Origin of the sequence: Legionella parisiensis, from assembly GCF_001467945.1 — a bacterium.
GTDB classification, from domain to species: Bacteria; Pseudomonadota; Gammaproteobacteria; order Legionellales; family Legionellaceae; genus Legionella; species Legionella parisiensis.
Map to the genome: position 1 here is coordinate 1,541,923 of NZ_LNYQ01000013.1, position 22,957 is coordinate 1,564,879.

Genomic DNA, 22,957 nt, shown 5'->3' on the forward strand with positions numbered 1-22,957 from the left:
ACTTAACAATGCATGCTCCAAGTTGTACAACGAAGAAAAAAAGATTGGAATTTATATTGAGATTAGTAAATCCTGTCCTCCGAATACTTAGACTCGGAGGAATTTGAATTTGAAACTTAAAATTTATTATTTAAAGTATTGGAGACGATTGTGGATTTTGTTTGGGCGCCGGGTTATTTATTGGCCATATTTGTGGAAGGGCCATTATTCCGAATTTACTAAGTAATCCTTCATGTTTTACCTGCTCTTCGCTTTTAGTTGGGTGTAATTCTGGATGGACACAGATGTCTACACGCCGATCAAGGCCCTGCAAACGTTGGAGTTGTTTTTCCTGGAGTTCTAATAGCTTATTAAAACGCTCTGTACTGGCTTTTAATTCGGATTTTACCTCAGAAAGTTCAGACTCTGCTTTACTAATACGTTCTGCTACTTGGTCAAAACTAGTTGTTTTATCCATTAAAAAAGCATCTAATTTTTCGTGAAAAGCTTGTCGCTGACTGGAGTCACTAATCGCCGCACTGGTGAGCGCTTTTACAGTGCCCTCTAATGTGCTGGCTATGCTTTTTGCCTTCTCTACTTCAACTCCCATAGATTTTCTAACTTCTGATAACTCAGAAGTTTTTTGAGACAATAACAATAAGCTTCTTGAGTGTAAATCTCGAACTTTTTCAAGCTCTTTTTGATTGGCTTCAAATTGCACACTTTGCTTATCCAGATCGAGCTTAAGCGATGATGCTATTTTTTCAAGATCTTCCTTATTCCTTCGAAGTAATTTTTCAGTTTCAATATAAACTTCCACCTGAGTGCTTAACGTTTCAACTTCTTCGTTAAGTCGTGTAATATTTTTAGCAAGCTTTTCATTTTCCTCTTTAAACTTATCTATTTCAGTGGCTAATTTTTTACGAATTGAATCTAATGCTCCAATAGTCAGTTCAAGAATTTCTGCAACTCCAAAAATTCCTTCTTTTAATTTTTGAGCAATGTTTTTGGTATGGTAATGATGGTCATCCAGAACAATACCACTTGTCGTGTATGCTAAAACGCTTACACCACTAATCGTTACTAGAAATCCAATATGAGCTGCAGCTCCTATAATTAGGGTTGGTCCTGATATGGCAACCCCCCCTACGATTCTTTGCCAAAGGGGCAACTCACCCCAAAACGCAGCAGCACGTGAAATAAGACTTGGATTATCTTGTAAACTATCCACTATAGCGCCTAAACTTTTTTTGACTTGTGATAAATGTTCTTGAGTTAAAGCGATGCTTTGCAAACTATCAAGATCAGTTTTAGATGAATCTGGGTCTAACAATAATTGTTTTGCTGCATCAGAAAAATTCATCTGCGATAAAGCTTTTTCCACAACCACTCTATTTGTAGTAGGAGGGTTTGTTTCATTCTTTATAATTACATCAAGTTCTAGTTCATTAGTAGACATAACACCTGCTCCCTGTGTTTAAGAATCTCCCTGTAAATTCTATTTTTAACCACAAAAGCATCAATAAGCAAGTAAAAAATTTGTTCCAATAGAGTTATTTAAAACAATTTGCTGTATGCAACTTATCTACCTGGGTTTGTAGTATTGATTATAAAAAGTACTTTTTAGACTCCAAGGGATGCTGAAACTGATGCAAAATGAAGCATTTTGTCGCTTAATTCTGTTCTACGATGATAAAAAAAGCCTGTGTTTGTTGTGGCAGTTCCATGTTCAATTAGCTTTTCTGAATAACTAAGGGACGGAATATAAAGTAAAAAGCCTAACAATACTTCCATGATACCGACAATAACATATAATGAGGGATGATTAACCTTTAATTCATTGGCCAAACTATTATATTTTTCAATCGACTCTTCAGATGAAGTATGTATGAGTTCGGATGTTCGTGAAACTACTTCAAGTAGAAGTCTTTTACCGCCTGCCTTTTTATCATGGAGCTCTTTCACAATATCTAACAAATGCAGTCCTGTCTTTTTGATGTTGTTTTTTTCTTTTGGTAATGCCTGAAATTGTTGTATGGTTTGTTTGAGCCTGATTCTGAGAAGCTTCTCTGTCCGTATCTTAGGGCAATTCATATCGCGCCAATAGATTAACCATGATTTTTTCTCATGAGTAATTAATTGAGAATAATTTGCATTGACATAGGTGTTTAATGCATTCCAGATGATTTTTCGATGAAAATTCATACCCCTCCCTTTGACATTGGCGGCGGGTGCATCAAGAGAACGTTCAAACTCTTCTTTGTTTATTGGTTGTTCTAATTTAAAGGATTTAATCAAGTTATAATAAGTAGACGATAGGGCGCCACGATCTATTGCATCTTTGCATGAAAAATTAAAGCTTTTAGGCTGTATTGTTTTAAGTATGTAATTGGTCAGTTCATATTTAATGAAGTGTACCCAAACCGCTTGTTTTTCTGCAGAAGAAATGAAATGTTTGTTAGCAAGTCCTTGTGCATGAAAACTCTTCATAAGTAATTTTTTCAAAATTATTTCTTCATTTTCAGAGGTCCCAAATAATAGGGTTCTCGCCTTGGGACTAATTCTGAAATCAGAAATGGTTTCTTTCTTTGCTTTCTCTCGGGCAATATCCAGAAACTCATAAAATACAGAGCGTGGAGATAGCTGGTCGTGTGTTATTACATAATCAGATGGATCCATTAATCCTTCATAGGCTGGAAGCGTAATCACAAGTGTTTTAAGGTTTGGATCGTCTTCAAGTTTATGAAGTTCTAGTGTCAGGTCTCTTTCTTTGGAGCCCGCGATATCATAATCGCTTCGATCTAATGCAAGATTATTAAAATAGATATGACATATGGGTTGAGTAGGATCGGTTTGTTCAGCTTTAATTTGTAACCAACGTCTGAATAAGGGGCTTATACGGGTATTTCCATTATGCCGTTGGGCTTGCGTGCTAAAACGATACTCTGTTGCATCTATTCTTTTTTTATAAGAAAAATTTTTTATTGTTGGTAGATTAGTTTCATATTGAGGTTTAAAGTTATTTGCAAATAAAGAATAAAGGCGACGATAAATTCCTTCTGAGTCATTTGGGGAATATCGATTAATATTCCTTTTTGTATCTTTTATTCTATTTTGAATTTTTTTTGCGGTATTTGATTGTCGAGGACGGATTTCCGAGTCAATAACATTTATCCATGCAGAAGACTCTTCAAGGATCTTGTTGTCATTGTGATAAATAGCCAGGACTAAATCATCTAGCTCCTTAATTCTTTCTGTTGGACTGCTATCAATAAATTCTTCCAAAGAAGCGATACAAGCTGAATATAAATTCCCATAAGGGTAATTTTCATCATATTCTTGCCCCATTACAGCATTTAATTTGGCAAATTCTGGTAGAAGTTTAGTGAAAAATTGGCTTTGGGTATGAAGTACAGGTTTTAATTGAAGAAAATAAGCATAGCAGTTACGATTATGTATTGCATCGCTGGTCAAGTTATCTTCAGTATTTACACTAGTGCTCATCAATTGCCATATATCTGTGTAAATTAAGCGCATTATAAGAAAAAAGGGGAAAGAGTGGAAGTGTCATTAGATTTTTATTTGCCGGGCATAAAAATGGAACATCATTCCTTTTTAAATAATTGTCATTCTGATTGGAAAGAAATTCTATTCAAAGCATTAAAAACTATGGATCAAGATTATCTACATCAGTTAATGAATGACAGATATTGGTTGCCAGGGGAGGATCGATTATTCGCAGCTTTTAGTTTGCCATTATCAAAAACCAAATATATTCTATTAGGTGAATCACCTTACCCACGCAAGGACTCAGCGAATGGATATGCTTTCTGGGATAACTCAGTCGGCAATTTATGGAGTTCGAATGGATTAAGCAAAGAAGTTAATAGGGCGACTTCCTTACGTAATTTGATTAAAATGCTGCTTGTTGCACGTGGTGATTTGGACTCCAATACATCGCAAGCCAATATTGCGCTAGTGAATAAGAGTATTTTAATACAAACAGGACGACAATTATTTGAAGGAATGATGAATAAAGGTATTTTGCTGCTCAATGCCTCGTTAGTTTATAGTGAAGGTAAAGTTCCTTATCATGCTCGTCAATGGAAACCCTTTATGCAAAGCCTTTTGGAGCAATTGGCTATAATAAAGCCTACTATTCAGCTCATTTTATTAGGTAAAATTGCAGAAACTGTTGCACAAGATAAATTACCTATAGGACTTATCGCGGAACATCCCTATAATATAAGTTTTATCACCAATCAGCACGTTATCGATTTTTTTAAACCTCTGGACTTATTACAAGATGAGTAATATTGAATCAACTGTTAATCCTCAAGAAATTAATAAATTTGCACAGCACGCTAACTTATGGTGGGACACTGAAGGACCTCTGAAAACTCTTCATGACATTAATGAAACACGACTTGATTTTATTAAGCAGTATGTTGAGTTAATTGATCTAAATGTCTTGGATGTTGGATGTGGTGGCGGCATTTTATCTGAATCTATGGCACGGTCAGGGGCAAGAGTTACTGGAATAGACGCAGAATCTGAAGCAATTTGCGTAGCGCAGGAACATGCAAATATTAATCATCTGAACATTAACTATTTATGTACTTCGATTGAAGCATATAAAGAGAAAAGTTTTGATGTAATTACCTGTATGGAAATGTTGGAGCATGTAGAAAATCCTGGGTTGGTTTTTGAGCATTGCAGACGACTACTCAAACCACAGGGCTTTTTATTTGTATCAACAATCAGTCGAACGATAAAAGCATATGCCACTGCGATTATTGCCGCAGAATATGTTCTGAATTTATTACCCAGACAAACGCATGACTATAAAAAGTTTATTAAACCTAGTGAACTGCTTGCCATGGCTCGTCCTTTCGATTTCAACTTAATTGATTTGAAAGGAATGGATTATAATCCTTTTTTGAGGAAGGCTTCGTTAGGATCTGACGTTAGGGTCAACTATTTAATGGCTCTACAATAGCAGCATACAGTTCAACCGACTGGGAAGAGTGTTACTGCTATAGTTTATGACTTGGATGCGCTGCAGGGTTTCCGCTACGCGTCACCTTGGCTGCTGCTATTTTTTTCCGAAATTTTCTTCTTATTATAACGCTCTAAATAACGTTGATGAGCATATTTAGCTTGTTCTTGAGTTACCGTATCTACTTCATTCCCGTAAATATCGATTCGTGCTGCATTTTCTTTTTGGCAATTTAGATACGCTGGTGATGCACTATAATAGCTTATCGCTTCCCTCAGTGATTTTTTGCTGAAAGGAGGGGAGTCTAGTCGTTCGTAAAAATCGATAATATCATCAAATATTCCAATTTTTAGGGGCTTAATCTGAGTTCCCTTTTTAAAAAAGGCATTTGGGAAATGTTCAATAAGCCAATCTATCACAAGTAACTTATCTTTTTTTACTGCAGTTAACGGTTGTTTGTCCATCATATTGCTCTAAAGCGTGATCTAGATGCAGAATAAATTACCATATCTCCTGACATAATCAAGCATTTATAACGAAACATAGTGATTACACTGGTTATTTAAGGATATTAAGTAATTTTTTTTGAGGTAACCCTTAAGTTAATGTATAACTTGTTCATTTAATTTTGAATTCTACATTGTGAATTCATTCCGCAAACTCATTTTATCACTTTTATTTAAATGAAGGGCAGATTTCTGCATCCTCTTCACTACGCCTACATGGGGCTATAATTTTCGGACATCCAGCATTGCTTAAAGAATACTTTATGCTTCATAGAATGATTTAGTAAATTAGGTGTTGACAAATATTGTGCCCGTTTCAGTTTTCATGTCTTTTGCTAACTAACTAAAGGATTTCAAATTTATTTTGGTATGCCTCCATCTTGGAGACACAGCGGAATAAAAAGTATTCTATGTGATAATTGGTTATTTAATCTCAGGTTGAGTATAAGTCGTTCTGAATAAATTCCGGTTTTGTATTCTAATGGTAGGTTATATCATTTTTTTGCTCGATTTCTTGTAAGATATTTCTCAATTCAGTTAAGGATAATGGCTATTTTTTTGACGTCAATTTCATCAGATTAAATTAACTCATTGTTTTTAATTAATAATTTATAAATATGCTTTTGGTTTGCTCGAGATAAATTGTGGAACGAATCCTTAACTGTCCTTGCGCTTCTTGTTTTCTATTGCTACATTTTAACCATGACTTGTAAGGATATAAGTCAAGCAAACGGAATTGTAATCATACGGATATGATTTTATCATGGATGATCATAGGAACTGGAAGTTCTTATACGGATGACTGCGAAGCCAGGGTTTTGACCCTGGCTTTTTTTATGCTACTAAATAATTTGATTTAGACAGAAACCTTTTATCGGGAAAATAGGCAAATATTACAGAACCATTTTTAATTGTATTAATTACAGGTTTTGCCAAAGTTTGAGCAATAGCAGGGCAGCCCCAAGATAGTCCGGCACGACCGGCTTGCTTAATAAAATTAGGCTCTACATACCATGCGCCATGTATTACAACTCGTCGACTTAATGCATTGTCATTAAAACCTTTATCCAAGCCCTGCAAGTTAAGTGAATATCCTTTATGTCCTATGTAAGTATCTTTTGTAATGTAAGTACCTAAACTTGATTGTTTACTTGAAGGAATGTTAGAAAAATGACTTGCTCTATTCACACCAGAGTTTTTACCATGTGCAACATAAGTATTATATAAGAGGCGCTCTCTACGCAGATCAAATACCCACATACGCTGTTTATTTGATGGCAAAGAATAATCAATTACCGTAAGGACTGGTTTTTTCACAGCCCCCTTTTTACTCGCATTGTTATATGCAGTTAAAGCGAGACGTAATACATTCTTATTTAATTGCGGTGCTTTATTACTCAGATGTTGCAGTTGAGTACTGATATCTGCCTCAGCTCTTGCTGCAAAAGAAGGTGCACTGGAAGTTATATTACTGGTTAAAATTACGGTTGAGATTAGAGTTAATAGGGTGTTCATACTTCTCCTTTCTTCATATAAATCGCCGTTTATAATTCGTCAAAAAAATGGTGATTATATTAACAATTCATGTAATTGTAAAATTATAAGGGCCATATTTGATCAATGGGGGAAAATATTATTCAATTCAGTGGCTTGAACGAATATGGGGGAAATTTTAGTAAAATCATGAGTCTAGCTGTGTATATTTGGACCTATATCAGGTATTAACAATTAAACAAATAGATTAATAAATATTTAAATAAAATAAATAAAAAACAGAAAAAATGTTTGAAATTAGGTATAATCTCTGCGATTACAGCTGATAAATGCCATACTCTATAGCAAATTAAATGGCTCTAAATTATACTTGGCGTTAGTTTTTAATCTCTTTTAAACCCAGCATTGACTTGTACTCCTTTGTGTTCAAGAGAGGAAGGGGAAAAAGAATAGGTACTATTCAGCACCGTTCACTGAAAAGCCATATTTGGCTCTGCTTGAACGAAAGCATGCTGAAAAATGCTAGCATAGTTCTCTAGGCTGAGCTTTTTCAATGTCTTTTGGTCAATCTGAACCCAAATTTATTTTTTCACTAAGATTTTGAAATGTGTTGAATAGATACGAATAGTTATAGATTTGATTTCGGAGAATGCTATGCTGGAAAAGCAGATCATACAATTACCTGAAGGCATACGAGCTGCTATTAATCACGCTTATCGTGTTGATGAGTTATCATTGATAACAGAGCTTTGTGACAAAGCAGCATTAGGGCAACAGCAATTAATAGATATTAAGAATAGTGCAACAAAATTAGTTGAATCCGTTCGCGCTGAACGAAAAAAAAGCACAGGTATTGATTCATTTTTAACTGAATATGCATTATCCAGTGACGAAGGGATTGCGCTCATGTGTTTGGCTGAAGCGTTATTGCGTGTTCCTGACAGTGCAACAATTGATAATCTAATCAAAGATAAATTATCGGGCGGTGACTGGAGGTCTCATAGAGGTCAAAGCGATTCATTTTTTGTAAACGCTACGACTTGGGCGCTGATGCTCACAGGTAAAATACTTACTCCGGAAAAAGCTCAAACAACGATAACTAAATCGTTAATGAAACTCGTTAATCGCAGTAGTGAAGCTGTAGTAAGAACAGCAGTTGATAAAGCGATGCGAATTATGAGCAAACAATTTGTCAAAGGAAGAACTATAGATGAGGCGTTAAACCGGGCTAAAAAAAGGGAAGCTCAAGGGTACCGCTTTTCTTATGACATGTTAGGAGAAGCAGCGCTGACCTCTATCGATGCGTCACGTTATTTTGAAGCATATAAAGAAGCAATTGAAGCTATTGGCAAGCAGTCTGATAAGAATTCTGATGTATATAAGCGTGCCGGTATCTCCATAAAACTTTCTGCTTTGCATCCACGTTATAATGAGAGCCAGCATGAGCGAGTTATGGAGGAATTACCGCCTAAGCTGCTCGCCCTTGCTCGTTTAGCAAAAGATTATGGAATTGCTTTAACTGTTGATGCTGAAGAGTCTGAACGCCTGGAGTTATCACTTGATGTGATGGAGCGAGTATTCAATGATGAAAGTTTGGATGGATGGAACGGTTTTGGTTTAGCAGTGCAGTCTTATCAAAAGAGAGCTTTTTATGTATTGGATTGGGTCGCTGCTATGGCAAGAAGAAAGCAACGTCGAATTATGGTACGCTTGATTAAGGGCGCCTATTGGGATAGTGAAATTAAAAAAACACAAATGCAGGGCTTCAAAGAGTATCCTGTATTTACCCGAAAAGTTTTTACAGATGTTTCTTTTCAGGCATGTGCGAAAAAAATATTAACCATGACTGATGCAATTTATCCTCAATTTGCTACTCATAATGCCTATTCTGTAGCAATGATTTTAAATATTACCGGTGATTATCGCGATTTTGAGTTTCAGTGTTTGCATGGAATGGGCAATGAACTTTATCAACAGATAGTACCAGCAGCACGCCATGGAATTCCTTGCCGTATCTATGCCCCAGTAGGAAGCCATGAAGATTTACTTCCTTATTTAGTACGCCGTCTACTGGAAAATGGAGCAAATTCTTCATTTGTAAACCGTATTGTTGATGATAATGCACCAATTAGCACCTTAGTTGAAGACCCAGTGGAAAAAGCCAAATCTTTATTGCATAAGATGAATCAAAATATTCCATTACCTGAAGATATCTTTCAACCCAGTAGAAAAAATGCTAAGGGGTTTGATTTTAGTGATCGTACTGAGTGTGCTCATTTACAAGAAAAAATGGGACGAATCAAACTGCAGCAATGGGCTTCAGGACCAATGATCGCAGGAAATCCAATACTTAAAGGTGAAAAACAACAAGTTAAGTCACCCCAACAAACTGAAAATATTGTAGGCTCAGTCCAAATTGCATCACTGGATGATGTAGAATACGCATTGATACAGGCTGAGCAAATTTTTCCAATATGGTCAGGTATGCCTGTTAAAGAAAGGGTAGCATGCCTTAATCGCTTTGCTGATTTATTAGAAGAAAATCAAGCAGAACTTATGACCATAGCTTGCCTTGAAGCAGGTAAAACCATGAGTGACTGCATTGCAGAAGTGCGTGAAGCGATTGATTTCTGCCGTTATTACGCAGTGCAAGCACAGCAAATTTTGGCTGCTCCGTTACGTTTAACAGGTTATACAGGAGAGTTAAATGAACTGAGTTTACATCCACGGGGTATAGTGCTTTGCATAAGCCCATGGAATTTTCCCTTGGCAATTTTTACAGGTCAGGTCGCTGCCGCATTGGTAACAGGTAATTGTGTTATTGCAAAGCCTGCGGAGCAAACGCCGCTAATTGCTGCTTATGCGGTAAAATTAATGCACCAAGCAGGAATACCTACAGGTGTCATACAATTACTTCCTGGCCCAGGTGAAACAATTGGTGCTGCATTGGTTGCTGACAAAAGAATTAAAGCGGTTTTATTTACTGGTTCAACCGATACGGCGAATCTTATTAATCGCACCCTCGCAACACGAGGTGGAGAAATTATTCCATTAATTGCTGAAACTGGTGGTCAAAATGCGATGCTTGTTGATTCTTCAGCTTTGCTGGAGCAGGTTGTAGTCGATGCAGTCAACTCAGCCTTCGGTAGTGCTGGGCAAAGATGCTCTGCACTACGTGTATTATTTGTCCAAGAAGAAGTTTATCCAAGAACCATTGCACTTTTAAAAGGAGCTATGGCGGAATTAGTCGTAGGTGATCCGCGCTGGCTTGTGACTGATGTAGGACCTGTAATTGACAGCGAGGCTTTATCGACATTAAAAACACATGTGGATAATATGAAAAAGCGTTTTGAGATTATTTACCAATGCCCATTAGATGAAGCATTGGAGTCTGGATATTTTATGCCTCCAACTGCGATTGCTATTAATCATATTAGTGCGTTAGAAAAAGAGGTTTTTGGTCCAGTACTGCATGTAATTCAATTTAAACGAAAAGATTTGGATAAAGTTATTGAACAAATTAATGCGACTGGTTATGGATTAACTCTAGGCATTCATAGTCGTATTAATGAAACAGTAGAATACATAAGAAAAAATATTCATGTAGGTAACTGTTATGTAAACCGCAACATGATAGGCGCTGTTGTTGGCTTACAACCTTTTGGTGGAGAAGGATTATCAGGTACCGGTCCTAAAGCAGGTGGTCCTAACTATCTCGTTCGACTGTGTCACGAGCGAACTTATACTGTGGATACTACTGCAGCAGGAGGCAATGCAAGTTTAATGTCTTTGCCTGATTAACAAAGTAAAGACGCAGTTAGGGTGTAACTTCAATCAATCAACTTGATTTCTGTTACGCCTCCTTTTTAGCGAAACACGAAGTTGCGCGTCTCGTTTAATGGAGTAATTAATGAATAAAGTATTCTCTTTCCTCTATGCTTTAATCGCTATTTTATATTGTTTTTATAGTAATAGTGCTCTGGCATCTACCATTGCTCTTTCTCATATGAAGCGATTTATTTCTTATAATGACATAGGTGGAGGAAAGCCCCTTATATTAATTCATGCATTCCCAACCGATCAGCGATTATGGCAGCCTCAACAAGAAGAACTTAAAGCCTATTTTCGTGTAATTACTCTTGACCTATGGGGATTTGGTGAATCTTCCAGTGTAGATGGAAAAGAAATTCCTATGACTGAATATGCTGATGAGGTAAAACAGTTATTAGATTATTTAAAAATCGATAAGGCCATCATTGGTGGGGAATCAATGGGAGGATATATTGCACTTGCGTTTTTGGATAAATATCCTAATCAAACATTAGGATTAGTACTTTCAAATACCCAATCTATTGCAGATAGTCCGGAAACGAAAGCTACTCGCGAAAAAACGGCACTTGATGTACTTGAAAATGGGACAGAGAATCTAGTTAATGGATTTATGTCTAAGGCTCTTTCGTCTAATGCATCACAACAAACCAAAAATTATGTCCATCATATTCTAACGTTACAAAAATCGACTGCAATTGCATCTGCATTACGTGGGATGGCACTTCGTAATTCTACATCCGCTGTATTAGCAACGACAAAACTACCTATCCTGATTATTACTGGCGAATTAGATAATGTAATTTCCGCGCAACAAAGCATTGATATGCATTCACTCTCAAAAAATAGTCAACTGATTATTTTATCTAATTCAGGGCACTTATCTAATTTGGAACAACCCAAAGAATGGAACCAAGCAATTATTCAGATGTTTGCATAATCTATTTGTAGCTTGGGTGAAGAGCAGGCTACAAATAGTATTACATAGTGCTAATGTTTTTTAGCAAGGAACCAAGGAATTAATACAAATATAATTAGTCCACCGATTAAAAACGATTCAAAAATAAATACATTCCCGATGGGTATTTGTGTTGGCGGTACAAAACCAATAATTATTGCGGTAAGGCAACAGAGAATGCCAGTTACACACAAGAACCACATTACTATATTTCCACCTGGAACTGTGTAACCGCGTGGCTGATCCGGTTTGCTGTATCTTAACTTAATGGCTGCAGCGAACATAAAAAGATACACTAACAAAGCCATTTGAGCGCATAAATCACTAAGCATCCAATAGGCTGCATTAATGGAATCCAATAAAATAAAAGCGGAGCTTAATGCAGTAAAAATAATGGCTTGGGAAAAAAGAATGGTTGTTGGTGCTCCGTATTTATTGGTATATCCAAATTTTTCAGGTAAGGAGCCATCGCGTGCAGAGACCATCAATCCTTTTGTAGGGCCAATAATCCATGCAGAAACACCGCTTAAACCTCCTAGAATAATTAGAATGGCGATGATTGAAGTCATCCAGGACATATTGTACGACTTAAAAAAAACAGCATAGGCATCAATAAGTCCTGAGACTACGCTTAAATTTTCATTAGGTACCACAACCACAATAGCTAATGAGCCTAGGGAGAGTGTAGAGATAACTAAAATAGTTGAATAAAACAGAGCCTTGGGATAATCTCGTTTGGGGTTTTTGACTTCTTCGGCATGAACTGCAGACATTTCCATACCAAGTAGACCAAATAATACTACTGCAAAAAGCGATAAATTTCCCAAAGAACTGAAGTCAGGTAACCATGTAGACGGATAACCAACCATCATAGGCTTTCCCTGAATAATCCAAAGCGCTGCTAATACAATAATGAAAAGCATGGGAAATATGGTGCCTATTGTTGCTCCAATAGTACTGACTATGCTTGATATTCTCATTCCGAAACAATTAAGTAATGTAAACACCCAAAACAAAACGAGCACTGTTCCTAACAAATAATATTTATTATTTCCTAATTCTGGAGCGATTAGATACGATAGGGTGGCTGCGATAAAAGCGAGTATGGTAGGATACCAAACTACATTATAAATCCACTGAAGCCAAATAGTGATAAAAGCGGCGCGTTTGCCGAATGCTTCACGAACCCATACGTAAATCCCCCCTGTTTCGGGATAAGCTGTTGCTAATTCTGCTGCTACTAAAGATACAGGGATAAAAAATGCAAATGCTGCGACAACATAATAAGAGATTAATGTAAAACCGAGTTTGGCACTAATAGGAAGGGTACGTAAGCTATCTACAGCAATGACATTAATCATTACTAAAGAAAATACACTTAGAACCTTTTTGGGTTGATTCATGATTAATCCTTAACAAATACGGTATAAGCAAACCGCCAATAACTTTGGATGTGTAGTACTATTTTCATTTATGGAATTTAAATAAAAAGTAGGTTGGGTTTTTTGCCCAACCAAATGATGAAGATCATGGGTATAATCTAAGTGGGTGACACTGCAGTTGGACAAAAGGTCCAACTGAGGGCATATCATTATCATATTAAGCACACAGATTTCTAAGAACGTAATGTAGAATACCACCATTTTTATAATATTCTAATTCATCGGCAGTATCGATACGGCATAATGCTTCAATTTGTTCTACTTGACCATCAGCACGCTCAATTCTTACTGGAACCATTGAGCCAGGTTTTAAGGAATCAGAGATATCAATACTGACGCGTTCATCTCCCTTCAGATTCAGGGTCTTACGGGTCATACCATCACAGAATTGTAAAGGTAAAACACCCATACCGATTAAATTAGAACGGTGAATACGCTCAAAGCTTTCAGTAAGTACCGCCTTGACGCCAAGTAAATTTGTTCCCTTTGCCGCCCAATCTCTTGAGGAACCTGTGCCATATTCTTTACCTGCAATCACAACGAGGTCATGATGATTTTTCTGATAAAGCATAGCTGCATCATAAATAGGCATTACTTCCCCTGACGGGATGTAACGTGTGATACCACCTTCTTGACCGGGGGTCATTTCATTACGAATACGAATATTAGCAAAAGTTCCTCTCATCATCACTTCATGGTTACCACGGCGGGAACCGTAAGAGTTAAACTCTTTTTCATCAACCCCTTTGGATTTTAAATACAAGCCCGCAGGAGAGTTTGCCTTGATTGATCCCGCAGGAGAAATATGATCTGTGGTAATTGAGTCACCAAATAAAGCCAAAATATAAGCTTGTTTGATCGTTTTAATTGAATCAGGCTTAGCTTTTAAATTATCAAAAAATGGTGGATGTTGAATGTATGTTGAATGTGCATCCCATTCATAAGTTTTTCCACTGCCAGTTTTGATTGCTTGCCAGTGCTCATCACCTAGAAAAACCTCAGAGTACTCTTTACGGAACATTCCTCCAGTCACTTTAGATACTTCAGCAGCAATTTCAGCATTAGAAGGCCAGATGTCTTTCAGATATACATCATTACCTTTATCATCTTTGCCTAGAGGATCCTTGCCTAAATCAATGGTAGTGGTTCCGCATAAAGCATAGGCAACAACTAAAGGAGGAGAGGCTAGCCAGTTTGCTCTGACTTGTGGATGTACGCGACCTTCAAAATTGCGATTTCCCGATAAAACGGCTGAAACAACGAGATCATTATCACTGACAGATTGAGAAATAGCATCAGGCAATGGACCAGAATTACCAATACATGTAGTACAGCCATAGCCAACTAAATTAAAACCCAACTGATCTAAATAAGACTGCAGTCCAGCTTGTTTGAGATAATCTGTGACCACCTTAGAGCCAGGAGCTAAAGAGGATTTAACCCAGGGCTTACGCTGCAGCCCTTTTTCGATTGCTTTTTTAGCCACTAGGCCTGCCGCCATAAGCACACTCGGATTTGATGTATTTGTACAGCTGGTAATGGCTGCAATTACTACATGGCCATGTCTCATTTGGAAATCATGATTTTTAACCGGGAAAGAAGTATTTTTTTCCTGTTCTTTCCCAGCTTCTTTAAGAAACAAATTAAATTCTACGGGTAAAGTATTTAAGGTTACTTTATCTTGTGGTCGTTTTGGTCCTGCCAATGAAGGAACAATAGTGTTTAAATCAAGTTCCAGGGTATCAGTAAATACTGGATCTTCACTGTCTTTATCATACCACATACCTTGTGCTTTAGCATACGCTTCAACTAATGCAATAGTATGCTTGTCACGTCCAGTCAACTCCAGATAGCGGATGGTTTCTTTATCTACTGGGAAAAATCCGCATGTAGCACCATATTCCGGAGCCATATTAGAAATTGTGGCACGATCAGCTAGGGGTAAGTCACTCAGACCAGGGCCATAAAACTCAACAAACTTACCAACTACGCCTTTTTTTCTGAGCATCTGTGTCACGGTAAGTACCAGGTCGGTTGCGGTAATGCCTTCCTTCATTTTTCCATGTAGTCTGAATCCAATAACTTCTGGAATCAACATCGATACAGGTTGTCCGAGCATGGCTGCTTCTGCTTCAATGCCACCAACTCCCCATCCCAATACACCTAAGCCATTAATCATTGTAGTATGAGAGTCTGTACCGACTAGCGTGTCAGGATATGCATATAAACTTCCATCGTCGGTGCTACTCCATACAGTTTTCCCCAAGTATTCAAGATTTACTTGATGGCAAATACCTGTTCCAGGTGGAACAACCTGGAAATTATCAAATGCTTTTTGTCCCCAGCGTAAAAACTCATAGCGCTCATTGTTTCGCTGCATTTCAATTTCTGTGTTTACAGCTAAAGAATCCTTACTACCAAATTTATCAACCATAACTGAGTGATCAATAACCAGATCAACAGGAGACAATGGCGAAATTTTATCAGGATTACCACCCATTTTAACAATCGCTGCACGCATTGCCGCCAAATCAACTACAGCTGGAACTCCAGTGAAGTCCTGCATCAGTACACGTGCTGGTCTAAATGCAATTTCATGCTGGGAAGTTTTATTATGCAACCAGTCTGCAATTGCTTTAATGTCATTGGTAGTAACTGTATTGTCATCCTCAAACCGCAATAAATTTTCAAGAAGAACTTTTAGTGAGTAGGGAAGACGACTGATTCCTTTAAATTTTTTTTGTTCGACTTCTTTAAGACTGAAATAATGATAAGTTTTTCCATCAACCAGTAATTGTGATTTTGTTGATAGGCTGTCACGACCCACTTTCATAAAGAACTCCTAGAAATCAAAAACTGAATGATAGCTCAATTTTAAGAAAATACCATGAGTTCTTATAAAATTAGGTCATAACTTTTTAGATTACGTTCAATTGAAGCTGTCCTTTATACTCTTGAGTTTCATCAAAAGATAAAAAAGGATCAATTAACTTGGCACCAGTTTGAATAACTATCTTCTCTTCAAGTTTTTTAGGTGCTGTATTAAGAGGATCTGGAGTTAATAAAGAGGCCACTGCAGGGGCTAATAAGGAGATACCAATCGGAAGCAAAATGACCCCAATCAATGGATTGAAGGGAAATGCAATACATGATGCCAAAATAAGCGCTGCTCCTATAATAGCGGCAGTAAGTGATATTTTATACCGAATAGGCTCGTCGATTATTTCACTAATACCTACAGGATAATACTTTTGATTATGATAACTGTTTATGTAAGCATCTGTGAGGGTAGGACGAGACAAACATAAATGTAAGGTTTGGGCAAAGCGATAATATTGTCCTAATATTCGTTGTTGTTCACCTGGGTCTGTATTTTCCTTAAGTGCTAATTCAAAGTCCTCGATTCGAAGCTTAAGCATCTCAAGAAAAACAGATTTTTTTTCTTTGTCTATGTGAGTTAATAACTTTTTAGCTTCTTCCATTTTATCCAAGACTGATTTATGTGTATAGTTTTTAGGGAAAAATGACATGATAATTACTCTGACAATTTAAGTGCAAGTAGGTTAGCACCATTTATAATATGAGAAATAGCTTTCATAAGCAGATTTACGTTCAGGTAAAATATATTAACAGAAACTTAATGGTTTTCGCATAAGGTTATTAATTGGTACGGATATTGCTTTTCAGTAAGTACAATTAAGGGGAGAATTGGAATGACCGACTTGAGTAAAGCAATAGCAAATCCATCAGGAGTTGTTGACCTCTTCTCCAATACCCTGGACGGCGAAATTTTGACGAACTCTGTAGAAAAATCACAAAATGAGATACAAAATATTTCATCAGCTATTGAGTTCACAGATCCCAATGCTTTTATTTCTTTATTAGCTTATGTCGTTACCACGAAGACTGATCCTCTGGAAGCAGAACAGAAATCAACTCAAATTGTCGATGAAAATCAACAGACTTTTAAAGATCCCATTAATCCAACAATTGATTCGGAACAAGAGGTTTTAGAAGAAAAAAGTGAAGAGCAACCATCAAGAGAGATGGAAAACAATGTTGCTGTCTCCTGGATCAATTCTCAATATTATCAACACGAAGTAAAAATGAATCAGATAAATACTGAGCAAAAATGCAATTTGGTTGACGAGGCAAATGGAACTGTATCTGTGGAACAAAATGAAGAAAAAACTTCATTGCTACTGGATCAAGTCAACGAAACTCAGGTGCCTACTAATGAAGATCAAAGTGTTTTAGAAAATATAATGACTCGAGATGAACCACATCCTGAGCCTGAAATTATAGAAAAAAGTAGTTTGCTCCTTGATGCTGTACCTGAGTGCTATCCTGACTTGCAACAAATTAAAAATACATCATTTAGTCTTCTCGAAACAGCTAAAAAAAATGAAGGATATACGAGTACTCCTGTATCCTCCAAAATGAGTATCGAATCGAAAGAATCATTGACACCTAAAACCAGTTACTCAGAAAATAAGCAAAGAGAAAAAGAAACAAACCAGACTCTTTTATTTCAAAACCTGACGATTAAAATAGACAGTCAAAAAGAGAATGGATTAACTGTTCCTTTACCTGCTGCTATAAGCGAAAATATTGATGGAGCAAACTTATCATCAATAAATAATTCATTAGATAATGTATTGACTCATGAGATGCACATTAATGTGCCCATAGCAAATCATACGGATAATTTAGGCACTGCACTCAAAACTCCGTCCATGTCCCTGGCTATACCAATAGAAATAGATAAACCTGAATGGTCAAAACAATTTTCAGATCATATTATCTGGCTTGGTCAGCAAGAAGTTAAAAGTGCACTAATTAAGATAAATCCTGAAGATTTAGGACCGTTGGAAATCAGTATTAAGGTAGTAAATGATTCAGCTTCAGTAAGTATTGTGACCCACACCCATCAAATACGAGATATCATTGAGCAATCACTGCCAAAATTACAGACCATGCTGGCAGAGCAAGGTTTAAATTTATCTGAAGTACACATTGACTCTGATGGTAGTGCACACCAAAGTCCACAACAGAATAGTAGCCCTCACGAAGAATCAGTCCCGGTGCTGGAGGATGAAGCGGGTATCACACCCTTAAAGAATAAGAAAGCACTTAAAGGTTTAGTAGATTATTTTGCCTAATTGTGTTTTTATAAAGTTAATTAGCTCCCTGCATATCCTGTGCCTTATACTTTGCTGCATTCAACTTTTTTTGTATCGAACGTAAGTAAAATGCACGAGTTATACAAGAGCCCCAATTACTATTTAGCGACAAATTCTTTTACACTTAATTGCGCGACCACTCCAGCGGTCAATGAGACAGCTGCTGCGGCAGCCATGGCCTATATATCTCCAGCCTGTCCAATAAGTCTTTTTGTAGTGACGATGGTGGTAGTAGGGAGCTGCACCATAATAGTAGCTTGAATGATATCCAATAAAATAAGCAAACTTCTGACCTGGTGGTTGTGTTGATTCTGAATTGGCTTTGGCAATTATGCTGTATAAAAAACCTATAATTAGTACAGAAAATAGAACAATGGCCGGGAGAGTTTTATCGCTTCGAACGCTAATTTTTTCCATGATGCAACCCCATATTATGTTGTTACATTAAGAATTATAGATTATAAATAATTTTCTGAGCAATCTGGATAGGACTTTATGAAGGAAAAAATTATTTTAATTACTGGATGTTCCAGTGGAATTGGCTTCGATGCTGTTTTAACTTTGAAGGGAAGAGGGCATAGAGTCATTGGCTCATGTAGAAAAATGGAAGATGTGCAAAAACTATTAGATAAGGGAATAGAAGCAGTTCAACTGGATGTTTCTGATTCATCTTCCATTCAAAATGCATTTGCCGCAGTATTGGCTAAAACAGAAGGACGGTTAGATGTTTTAATTAATAATGCAGGATATGGTCAAGCAGGGGCTTTGGAAGATATCTCTCGGGATGTATTACGTGCTCAATTTGAAACAAATGTTTTTGGATTGGTTGAGCTCACTAATCTAGTCATTCCAGTTATGCGTCAACAAGGACATGGGCGTATTATCAATCTAAGTTCTATTTTAGGTGTTATCAGTATGCCTTTTCGGGGTGCCTATAATGCATCAAAGTATGCAGTAGAGGGCGTATGTGATACGCTAAGACTGGAATTAAAATCATCTGGTATTGATGTCATCACTATAGAACCAGGGCCTATAGAAAGTCGTTTCCGCGATAATTGTGTTGATAATTCTTTAAATAATATTGACATGCAAAATAGCTATTTCAACAAGCAGTATGAACGGATGTTAAAAACTTTTAAACAGAAAAAAGCTGACTCGTTTTTCACTCGAAAAACGGATGCAGTGATACATAAATTGATTCATGCAATCGAATCTCAAAGACCTAAGGCTAAGTATCCTATAACTTTCCCAGCGCATTTCATGCTCTTTTTAAAATGGATTTTAAGTACTAAAATGCTGGATAAGTTTTTTTTACTTGTTTCAAAAAAGGAGCTGTCATAAACCTCATGTATCCAGGTAACTGTGCTATTTATTATGTAAATAATGCATGAAAAACAAAATTTTTTTTTAAAAAGAAGAAAAACCCAAAATTCTTTGCTAATATCTAAATGGGTTAAAAAATCATTAACTATCAAGGAAGTTAAATTATGAAAAAATCAACAATAGCTGTAGCTGCTCTATTAACTGTATTAGCAGCCCCTGTAGCATCCGTTGCTTATGCAGATGATGCATCTACTACTACAACAACTACTACTTGCAATGGATGTAAAGGATGTAAAGGCTGCAAGGGCTGTGCTGGTTGCAAAGGCTGCAAAGGCTGTGCTGGTTGCGCTGGCAACTAATCTGTAGCTTTGATTCTATTAAGAGGTAGTTTTTACTACCTCTTCTTTTTTTGCTTTCCTTTATGAAGTAAAAAGATATGACTATGCATTCAGAATTTATGTTACCCCAACTGAGTAATTGGCATAAAAATATTTATTTGAATTATGCCAAACAGGTTTTGGAATCACAGCAATTAATGATGAAAAAGAAGGGTAAAAGCCTTCTTCATTACACTTTAAAAAAGAAACGACGCTTTGAACATATGAGCCATTATCCTAATGGGGATCGCATTGATCATAAAACCGGCGCTCAATATTTTTATCATTGCCATCGAGAAAATTATGAAAGTACAGAGCATGGTCATTTCCATTGTTTTTTACGTTATAAACATATACCTAAGCATATTAAACCAGCACCTCTAGCAGATTGGGATAAATATATTGATAACCCTATGACTCATTTAATCGCTATTGGAATAAATCAATTAGGACAACCTATACGCTTATTCACTGTCAATCGCTGGGTAACTTCTGAAATTTGGTATAATGCAGAACATAGTGCCCGTTTACTCAAACGTTATAAAATGACTTTGAATGATGATCCTTATTGGCAAGTTCTTGACCGATGGGTTGAAGGAATTATTCATTTATTTAAGCCGCAGATTTTATGGTTGCACCAAGAACGCGATAAAAAAATCATACAGCATCAAGCACATAATAGTGCTATTAAAAATCCTTATATGGATTATGATCTTGAAGAGTTGTCAGAGATTTCGATTGATTTAAAACAGCAAATTGAATGGATCATTAGTTAGTGGTAACGCGTTCTTGCTATTTGAGGATTGGTAATTATTTAAACTCGCACTTTTATATATGCCTTGTCAGTAACCTCCATGCTTAGAGTATTAATCTAGATCAAATCCCAAGCATTCGCACATAAAATTATCACTTGGGTAATATAAATTATATTATGCACATATAAAATATCATTATGATTTATTAGCGACTATTTAAAGCTATTTCGATAACATTTGTATTTTATGAGTACATGGTGGGGGAAATTATCATGTTTTCGAAGTTATTAGATAATCCCGTTCCTGAGTTTAATCAAGAAGAAGTTCAAGAGCTTATTAATAAGATAGTTGCAATATTTAACCAAGGCGAAGTATCTCACGTAGCTTATGTGAACTCAATTTTGGATAAAAAGGGATGAAGTAGTGGCGATAGTATAAATCGTTAACAAACCTGAACCCTATAAACCATTTTTTACACAGGACTCAAAATTCGCATGGAACTATCGGCTTGAAGTTGATGAGCCAGAACAATCATACATTATGACAATGGATAAAGCCTAATAATGACTAACTTAAAATCTTATTTTGAGGGTAGGATTAAGAAAATTACCGAGCTAGAAGGTGATAGTTACACAAATTTTAAGGAGAAATTCGCCGAGATGTTGCGTGTTCTTTCTCTTGGTGAAGGCCTTACAAAGGAATTTTCTACAAAATCAGTAGATTTTGTAAATTTAAACCATTATTCAAGATTTGCTCTTCCTTTTAATTTATTAAAAGAATCCATAAGTGAATTCCTTAATGATGAAGGGCAGAGAAGAGTTAATGAACTTTCTTCTCAAAGAAAATCCACATTTTTTGGCGAGCCGGAACTTCAAACCTTTGTTAAGCAGTTGCCTGAAAAAGTGAAAGAACCTCAACCTGAAGAGCCAATGGATTTGGCTAGCTTCTTTCAAGGAAATTATATTAAGAAACCTGGATGCTGAGAAGGTTGTGACGTAGGAACGTTTAAACTAACCGATCCATTTCGAATCGATCAATTCGAAATGGATGGGTTTTTCTTAGGGAATATAGCACTTAGATCCGAGTTAAACTCCATAATATTCTTAAGCTTAAAGCTCTTTTGAACATAGCATGCAGTATAAAATCAAAATAATTAATCTGTACTATAATTTACATGCAAATTAATAATTCTTGGAGCATTTGCATGCCTTCCCATACTAAAAGTAGGACGCAAGAAGATATTGATTCAATACATCAATATTACATGGAAATTATCAATTCGATGCCCAATATTGTTTACTGGGTGGATACTGAATGTAATCTTAAAGGATGTAATAGTAACTTTATCAAATTATTAGGGGCAAATACACTTAATGATTTGAAAGGCACTCCTTATGAGCAAATGGAACGTTTTGTCCATTGGGATAAGGAGCGCATAGAAGAAATAAAATTAGATGATATGAAAGTAATCTTCTCGGGCGTTCCTCAGCATAATGTAACAGAAAAACCGATTGAGGATAGCTCAGGTAAGACTTCTTACTTTGTCTCATCTCGTATACCTATGCACAATCGCAATAACAAAATAATTGGCTTGATCGTTATTTTAAATGATGTGACCTTAAATAAGGAACTTGAAACCCATGTTGATGCTTTAGAAGAAAATAACTTAAAAATTGAACATTCATTACGAAAAGAGGGCTATTTACCCACAGTGCTCATGGTAGAGGATAATGTCATTGCGCAAAACGTTGAGAAAGCTCTATTGACTGCATTACATTGCCAAGTTGACATAGCAGATACTGCTGATAGTGCAATAAAATTGTTTCATCCAGGAAAATATGATTTAGTTTTAATGGATATTGGATTGGAAGATTCTTCAGGTTATGTCGTTGCAAAGCAGTTACGTCAAAAAGAAAAAAATACGCAATACCATGTTCCTATTATTGCTCTAACTGGATTTGAGGCTGATGTTGTAAAATACGATTGCCAGCATTACTTTATGGAGGGGGCAATTAGTAAGCCTTTAACCTGTGAACAAGCAGAGCAAATCATTAAACACTACGTGTATCATATGGATGTCCCTGTGCGTGGTTTGAAGACAACTTAGTATCCT

Annotated in this window: 19 protein-coding genes; 11 read left to right on the forward strand and 8 right to left on the reverse strand. The window is 36.5% G+C overall.

Features of this window, described 5'->3' with window-relative positions; all coding sequences use genetic code 11:
- Positions 1–130 precede the first annotated feature (130 nt).
- Positions 131–1,438, reverse strand: a complete 1,308-nt coding sequence (locus Lpar_RS12945) for a LegC2/C7 family Dot/Icm T4SS effector (RefSeq protein ID WP_058518316.1) — start codon at positions 1,436–1,438, stop codon at positions 131–133.
- Between the two features lie 164 nt (positions 1,439–1,602).
- Positions 1,603–3,483 carry a hypothetical protein gene (locus Lpar_RS12950; protein WP_058519275.1) on the reverse strand — a complete coding sequence of 627 codons (1,881 nt, stop codon included), beginning with the start codon at positions 3,481–3,483 and terminating at the stop codon, positions 1,603–1,605.
- 93 nt (positions 3,484–3,576) lie between these two features.
- Here Lpar_RS12950 and Lpar_RS12955 point away from each other — a divergent pair, with 93 nt between their 5' ends.
- Together Lpar_RS12955 and ubiG are read left to right on the forward strand one after the other, a co-directional pair.
- Complete coding sequence (locus tag Lpar_RS12955) at positions 3,577–4,293, forward strand: uracil-DNA glycosylase family protein (protein WP_172465793.1); 717 nt, start codon at positions 3,577–3,579, stop codon at positions 4,291–4,293.
- Positions 4,286–4,978, forward strand: coding sequence for a bifunctional 2-polyprenyl-6-hydroxyphenol methylase/3-demethylubiquinol 3-O-methyltransferase UbiG (ubiG, locus tag Lpar_RS12960; protein ID WP_058518318.1), 693 nt, complete (start codon positions 4,286–4,288; stop codon positions 4,976–4,978). Before Lpar_RS12955 ends, ubiG begins: the two co-directional genes overlap by 8 nt.
- 74 nt (positions 4,979–5,052) lie before the next feature.
- On the opposite strand, the gene Lpar_RS12965 is transcribed toward ubiG, so the two are convergent.
- Positions 5,053–5,442 carry a ProQ/FinO family protein gene (locus tag Lpar_RS12965; protein ID WP_058518319.1) on the reverse strand — a complete coding sequence of 130 codons (390 nt, stop codon included), beginning with the start codon at positions 5,440–5,442 and terminating at the stop codon, positions 5,053–5,055.
- A gap of 876 nt (positions 5,443–6,318) precedes the next feature.
- Positions 6,319–6,999, reverse strand: coding sequence for a murein L,D-transpeptidase catalytic domain family protein (locus tag Lpar_RS12970; protein ID WP_058518320.1), 681 nt, complete (start codon positions 6,997–6,999; stop codon positions 6,319–6,321).
- 633 nt (positions 7,000–7,632) lie between these two features.
- On the opposite strand from Lpar_RS12970, the gene putA reads away from it, so the two are divergent.
- Positions 7,633–10,779, forward strand: a complete 3,147-nt coding sequence (gene putA / locus Lpar_RS12975; RefSeq protein WP_058518321.1) for a bifunctional proline dehydrogenase/L-glutamate gamma-semialdehyde dehydrogenase PutA — start codon at positions 7,633–7,635, stop codon at positions 10,777–10,779.
- A 109-nt stretch (positions 10,780–10,888) separates the two neighbouring features.
- The gene (locus Lpar_RS12980; RefSeq protein WP_058518322.1) at positions 10,889–11,746 is read left to right on the forward strand and encodes an alpha/beta fold hydrolase; all 858 of its coding nucleotides are present in this window, start codon (positions 10,889–10,891) and stop codon (positions 11,744–11,746) included.
- 50 nt (positions 11,747–11,796) lie between these two features.
- Here Lpar_RS12980 and Lpar_RS12985 read toward each other — a convergent pair whose 3' ends face one another.
- From Lpar_RS12985 to Lpar_RS12995, 3 genes are all read right to left on the reverse strand, one after another.
- Positions 11,797–13,167 (reverse strand): APC family permease, encoded by a 1,371-nt coding sequence (locus Lpar_RS12985; protein ID WP_058518323.1) that lies wholly within the window; start codon positions 13,165–13,167, stop codon positions 11,797–11,799.
- 196 nt (positions 13,168–13,363) lie between these two features.
- Positions 13,364–16,039, reverse strand: coding sequence for an aconitate hydratase AcnA (gene acnA, locus Lpar_RS12990; RefSeq protein WP_058518324.1), 2,676 nt, complete (start codon positions 16,037–16,039; stop codon positions 13,364–13,366).
- 85 nt (positions 16,040–16,124) lie between these two features.
- Positions 16,125–16,736: a lpg1689 family Dot/Icm T4SS effector gene (locus Lpar_RS12995; protein ID WP_058518325.1), complete on the reverse strand. Its 612-nt coding sequence runs from the start codon at positions 16,734–16,736 to the stop codon at positions 16,125–16,127.
- A gap of 183 nt (positions 16,737–16,919) precedes the next feature.
- Between Lpar_RS12995 and Lpar_RS13000 the strand changes: the two genes are divergently transcribed.
- Positions 16,920–18,368 (forward strand): flagellar hook-length control protein FliK, encoded by a 1,449-nt coding sequence (locus tag Lpar_RS13000; protein WP_058518326.1) that lies wholly within the window; start codon positions 16,920–16,922, stop codon positions 18,366–18,368.
- Positions 18,369–18,491: 123 nt separating this feature from the next.
- On the opposite strand, the gene Lpar_RS13005 is transcribed toward Lpar_RS13000, so the two are convergent.
- Positions 18,492–18,806, reverse strand: a complete 315-nt coding sequence (locus Lpar_RS13005) for a hypothetical protein (protein WP_058518327.1) — start codon at positions 18,804–18,806, stop codon at positions 18,492–18,494.
- Between the two features lie 78 nt (positions 18,807–18,884).
- Between Lpar_RS13005 and Lpar_RS13010 the strand changes: the two genes are divergently transcribed.
- The 6 genes from Lpar_RS13010 to Lpar_RS13030 all read left to right on the forward strand — a co-directional run bounded on the left by Lpar_RS13010 (position 18,885) and on the right by Lpar_RS13030 (position 22,951).
- On the forward strand, positions 18,885–19,730 hold the full coding sequence (locus Lpar_RS13010) for an SDR family NAD(P)-dependent oxidoreductase (RefSeq protein WP_058518328.1): 846 nt from the start codon (positions 18,885–18,887) through the stop codon (positions 19,728–19,730).
- A gap of 146 nt (positions 19,731–19,876) precedes the next feature.
- The gene (locus tag Lpar_RS13015; RefSeq protein WP_058518329.1) at positions 19,877–20,071 is read left to right on the forward strand and encodes a hypothetical protein; all 195 of its coding nucleotides are present in this window, start codon (positions 19,877–19,879) and stop codon (positions 20,069–20,071) included.
- A 77-nt stretch (positions 20,072–20,148) separates the two neighbouring features.
- The gene (locus Lpar_RS13020) at positions 20,149–20,865 is read left to right on the forward strand and encodes a DUF6969 family protein (protein ID WP_058518330.1); all 717 of its coding nucleotides are present in this window, start codon (positions 20,149–20,151) and stop codon (positions 20,863–20,865) included.
- 251 nt (positions 20,866–21,116) lie between these two features.
- A complete protein-coding gene (locus tag Lpar_RS18890) occupies positions 21,117–21,263 on the forward strand; it encodes a hypothetical protein (protein WP_156416206.1) in 147 nt (48 codons plus the stop codon).
- A 144-nt stretch (positions 21,264–21,407) separates the two neighbouring features.
- Complete coding sequence (locus Lpar_RS13025; protein WP_058518331.1) at positions 21,408–21,827, forward strand: hypothetical protein; 420 nt, start codon at positions 21,408–21,410, stop codon at positions 21,825–21,827.
- 221 nt (positions 21,828–22,048) lie between these two features.
- On the forward strand, positions 22,049–22,951 hold the full coding sequence (locus Lpar_RS13030; protein ID WP_058518332.1) for a response regulator: 903 nt from the start codon (positions 22,049–22,051) through the stop codon (positions 22,949–22,951).
- Positions 22,952–22,957: the final 6 nt, after the last annotated feature.

Bases quoted from the DNA above. Each gene is read 5' to 3' on its own strand.
- Lpar_RS12970 (WP_058518320.1), bottom strand. From the start codon at position 6,999: ATGAACACCCTATTAACTCTAATCTCAACCGTAATTTTAACCAGTAAT.
- Lpar_RS13025 (WP_058518331.1), top strand. From the start codon at position 21,408: ATGACTAACTTAAAATCTTATTTTGAGGGTAGGATTAAGAAAATTACC.
- Lpar_RS13010 (WP_058518328.1), top strand. From the start codon at position 18,885: ATGAAGGAAAAAATTATTTTAATTACTGGATGTTCCAGTGGAATTGGC.
- Lpar_RS12995 (WP_058518325.1), bottom strand. From the start codon at position 16,736: ATGTCATTTTTCCCTAAAAACTATACACATAAATCAGTCTTGGATAAA.
- Lpar_RS13015 (WP_058518329.1), top strand. From the start codon at position 19,877: ATGAAAAAATCAACAATAGCTGTAGCTGCTCTATTAACTGTATTAGCA.
- putA (WP_058518321.1), top strand. From the start codon at position 7,633: ATGCTGGAAAAGCAGATCATACAATTACCTGAAGGCATACGAGCTGCT.
- Lpar_RS13005 (WP_058518327.1), bottom strand. From the start codon at position 18,806: ATGGAAAAAATTAGCGTTCGAAGCGATAAAACTCTCCCGGCCATTGTT.
- ubiG (WP_058518318.1), top strand. From the start codon at position 4,286: ATGAGTAATATTGAATCAACTGTTAATCCTCAAGAAATTAATAAATTT.
- Lpar_RS13000 (WP_058518326.1), top strand. From the start codon at position 16,920: ATGACCGACTTGAGTAAAGCAATAGCAAATCCATCAGGAGTTGTTGAC.
- Lpar_RS12980 (WP_058518322.1), top strand. From the start codon at position 10,889: ATGAATAAAGTATTCTCTTTCCTCTATGCTTTAATCGCTATTTTATAT.
- Lpar_RS18890 (WP_156416206.1), top strand. From the start codon at position 21,117: ATGTTTTCGAAGTTATTAGATAATCCCGTTCCTGAGTTTAATCAAGAA.
- Lpar_RS12950 (WP_058519275.1), bottom strand. From the start codon at position 3,483: ATGAGCACTAGTGTAAATACTGAAGATAACTTGACCAGCGATGCAATA.
- Lpar_RS12945 (WP_058518316.1), bottom strand. From the start codon at position 1,438: ATGTCTACTAATGAACTAGAACTTGATGTAATTATAAAGAATGAAACA.
- Lpar_RS13020 (WP_058518330.1), top strand. From the start codon at position 20,149: ATGACTATGCATTCAGAATTTATGTTACCCCAACTGAGTAATTGGCAT.
- Lpar_RS12985 (WP_058518323.1), bottom strand. From the start codon at position 13,167: ATGAATCAACCCAAAAAGGTTCTAAGTGTATTTTCTTTAGTAATGATT.
- acnA (WP_058518324.1), bottom strand. From the start codon at position 16,039: ATGAAAGTGGGTCGTGACAGCCTATCAACAAAATCACAATTACTGGTT.
- Lpar_RS12965 (WP_058518319.1), bottom strand. From the start codon at position 5,442: ATGGACAAACAACCGTTAACTGCAGTAAAAAAAGATAAGTTACTTGTG.
- Lpar_RS13030 (WP_058518332.1), top strand. From the start codon at position 22,049: ATGCCTTCCCATACTAAAAGTAGGACGCAAGAAGATATTGATTCAATA.
- Lpar_RS12955 (WP_172465793.1), top strand. From the start codon at position 3,577: ATGGAACATCATTCCTTTTTAAATAATTGTCATTCTGATTGGAAAGAA.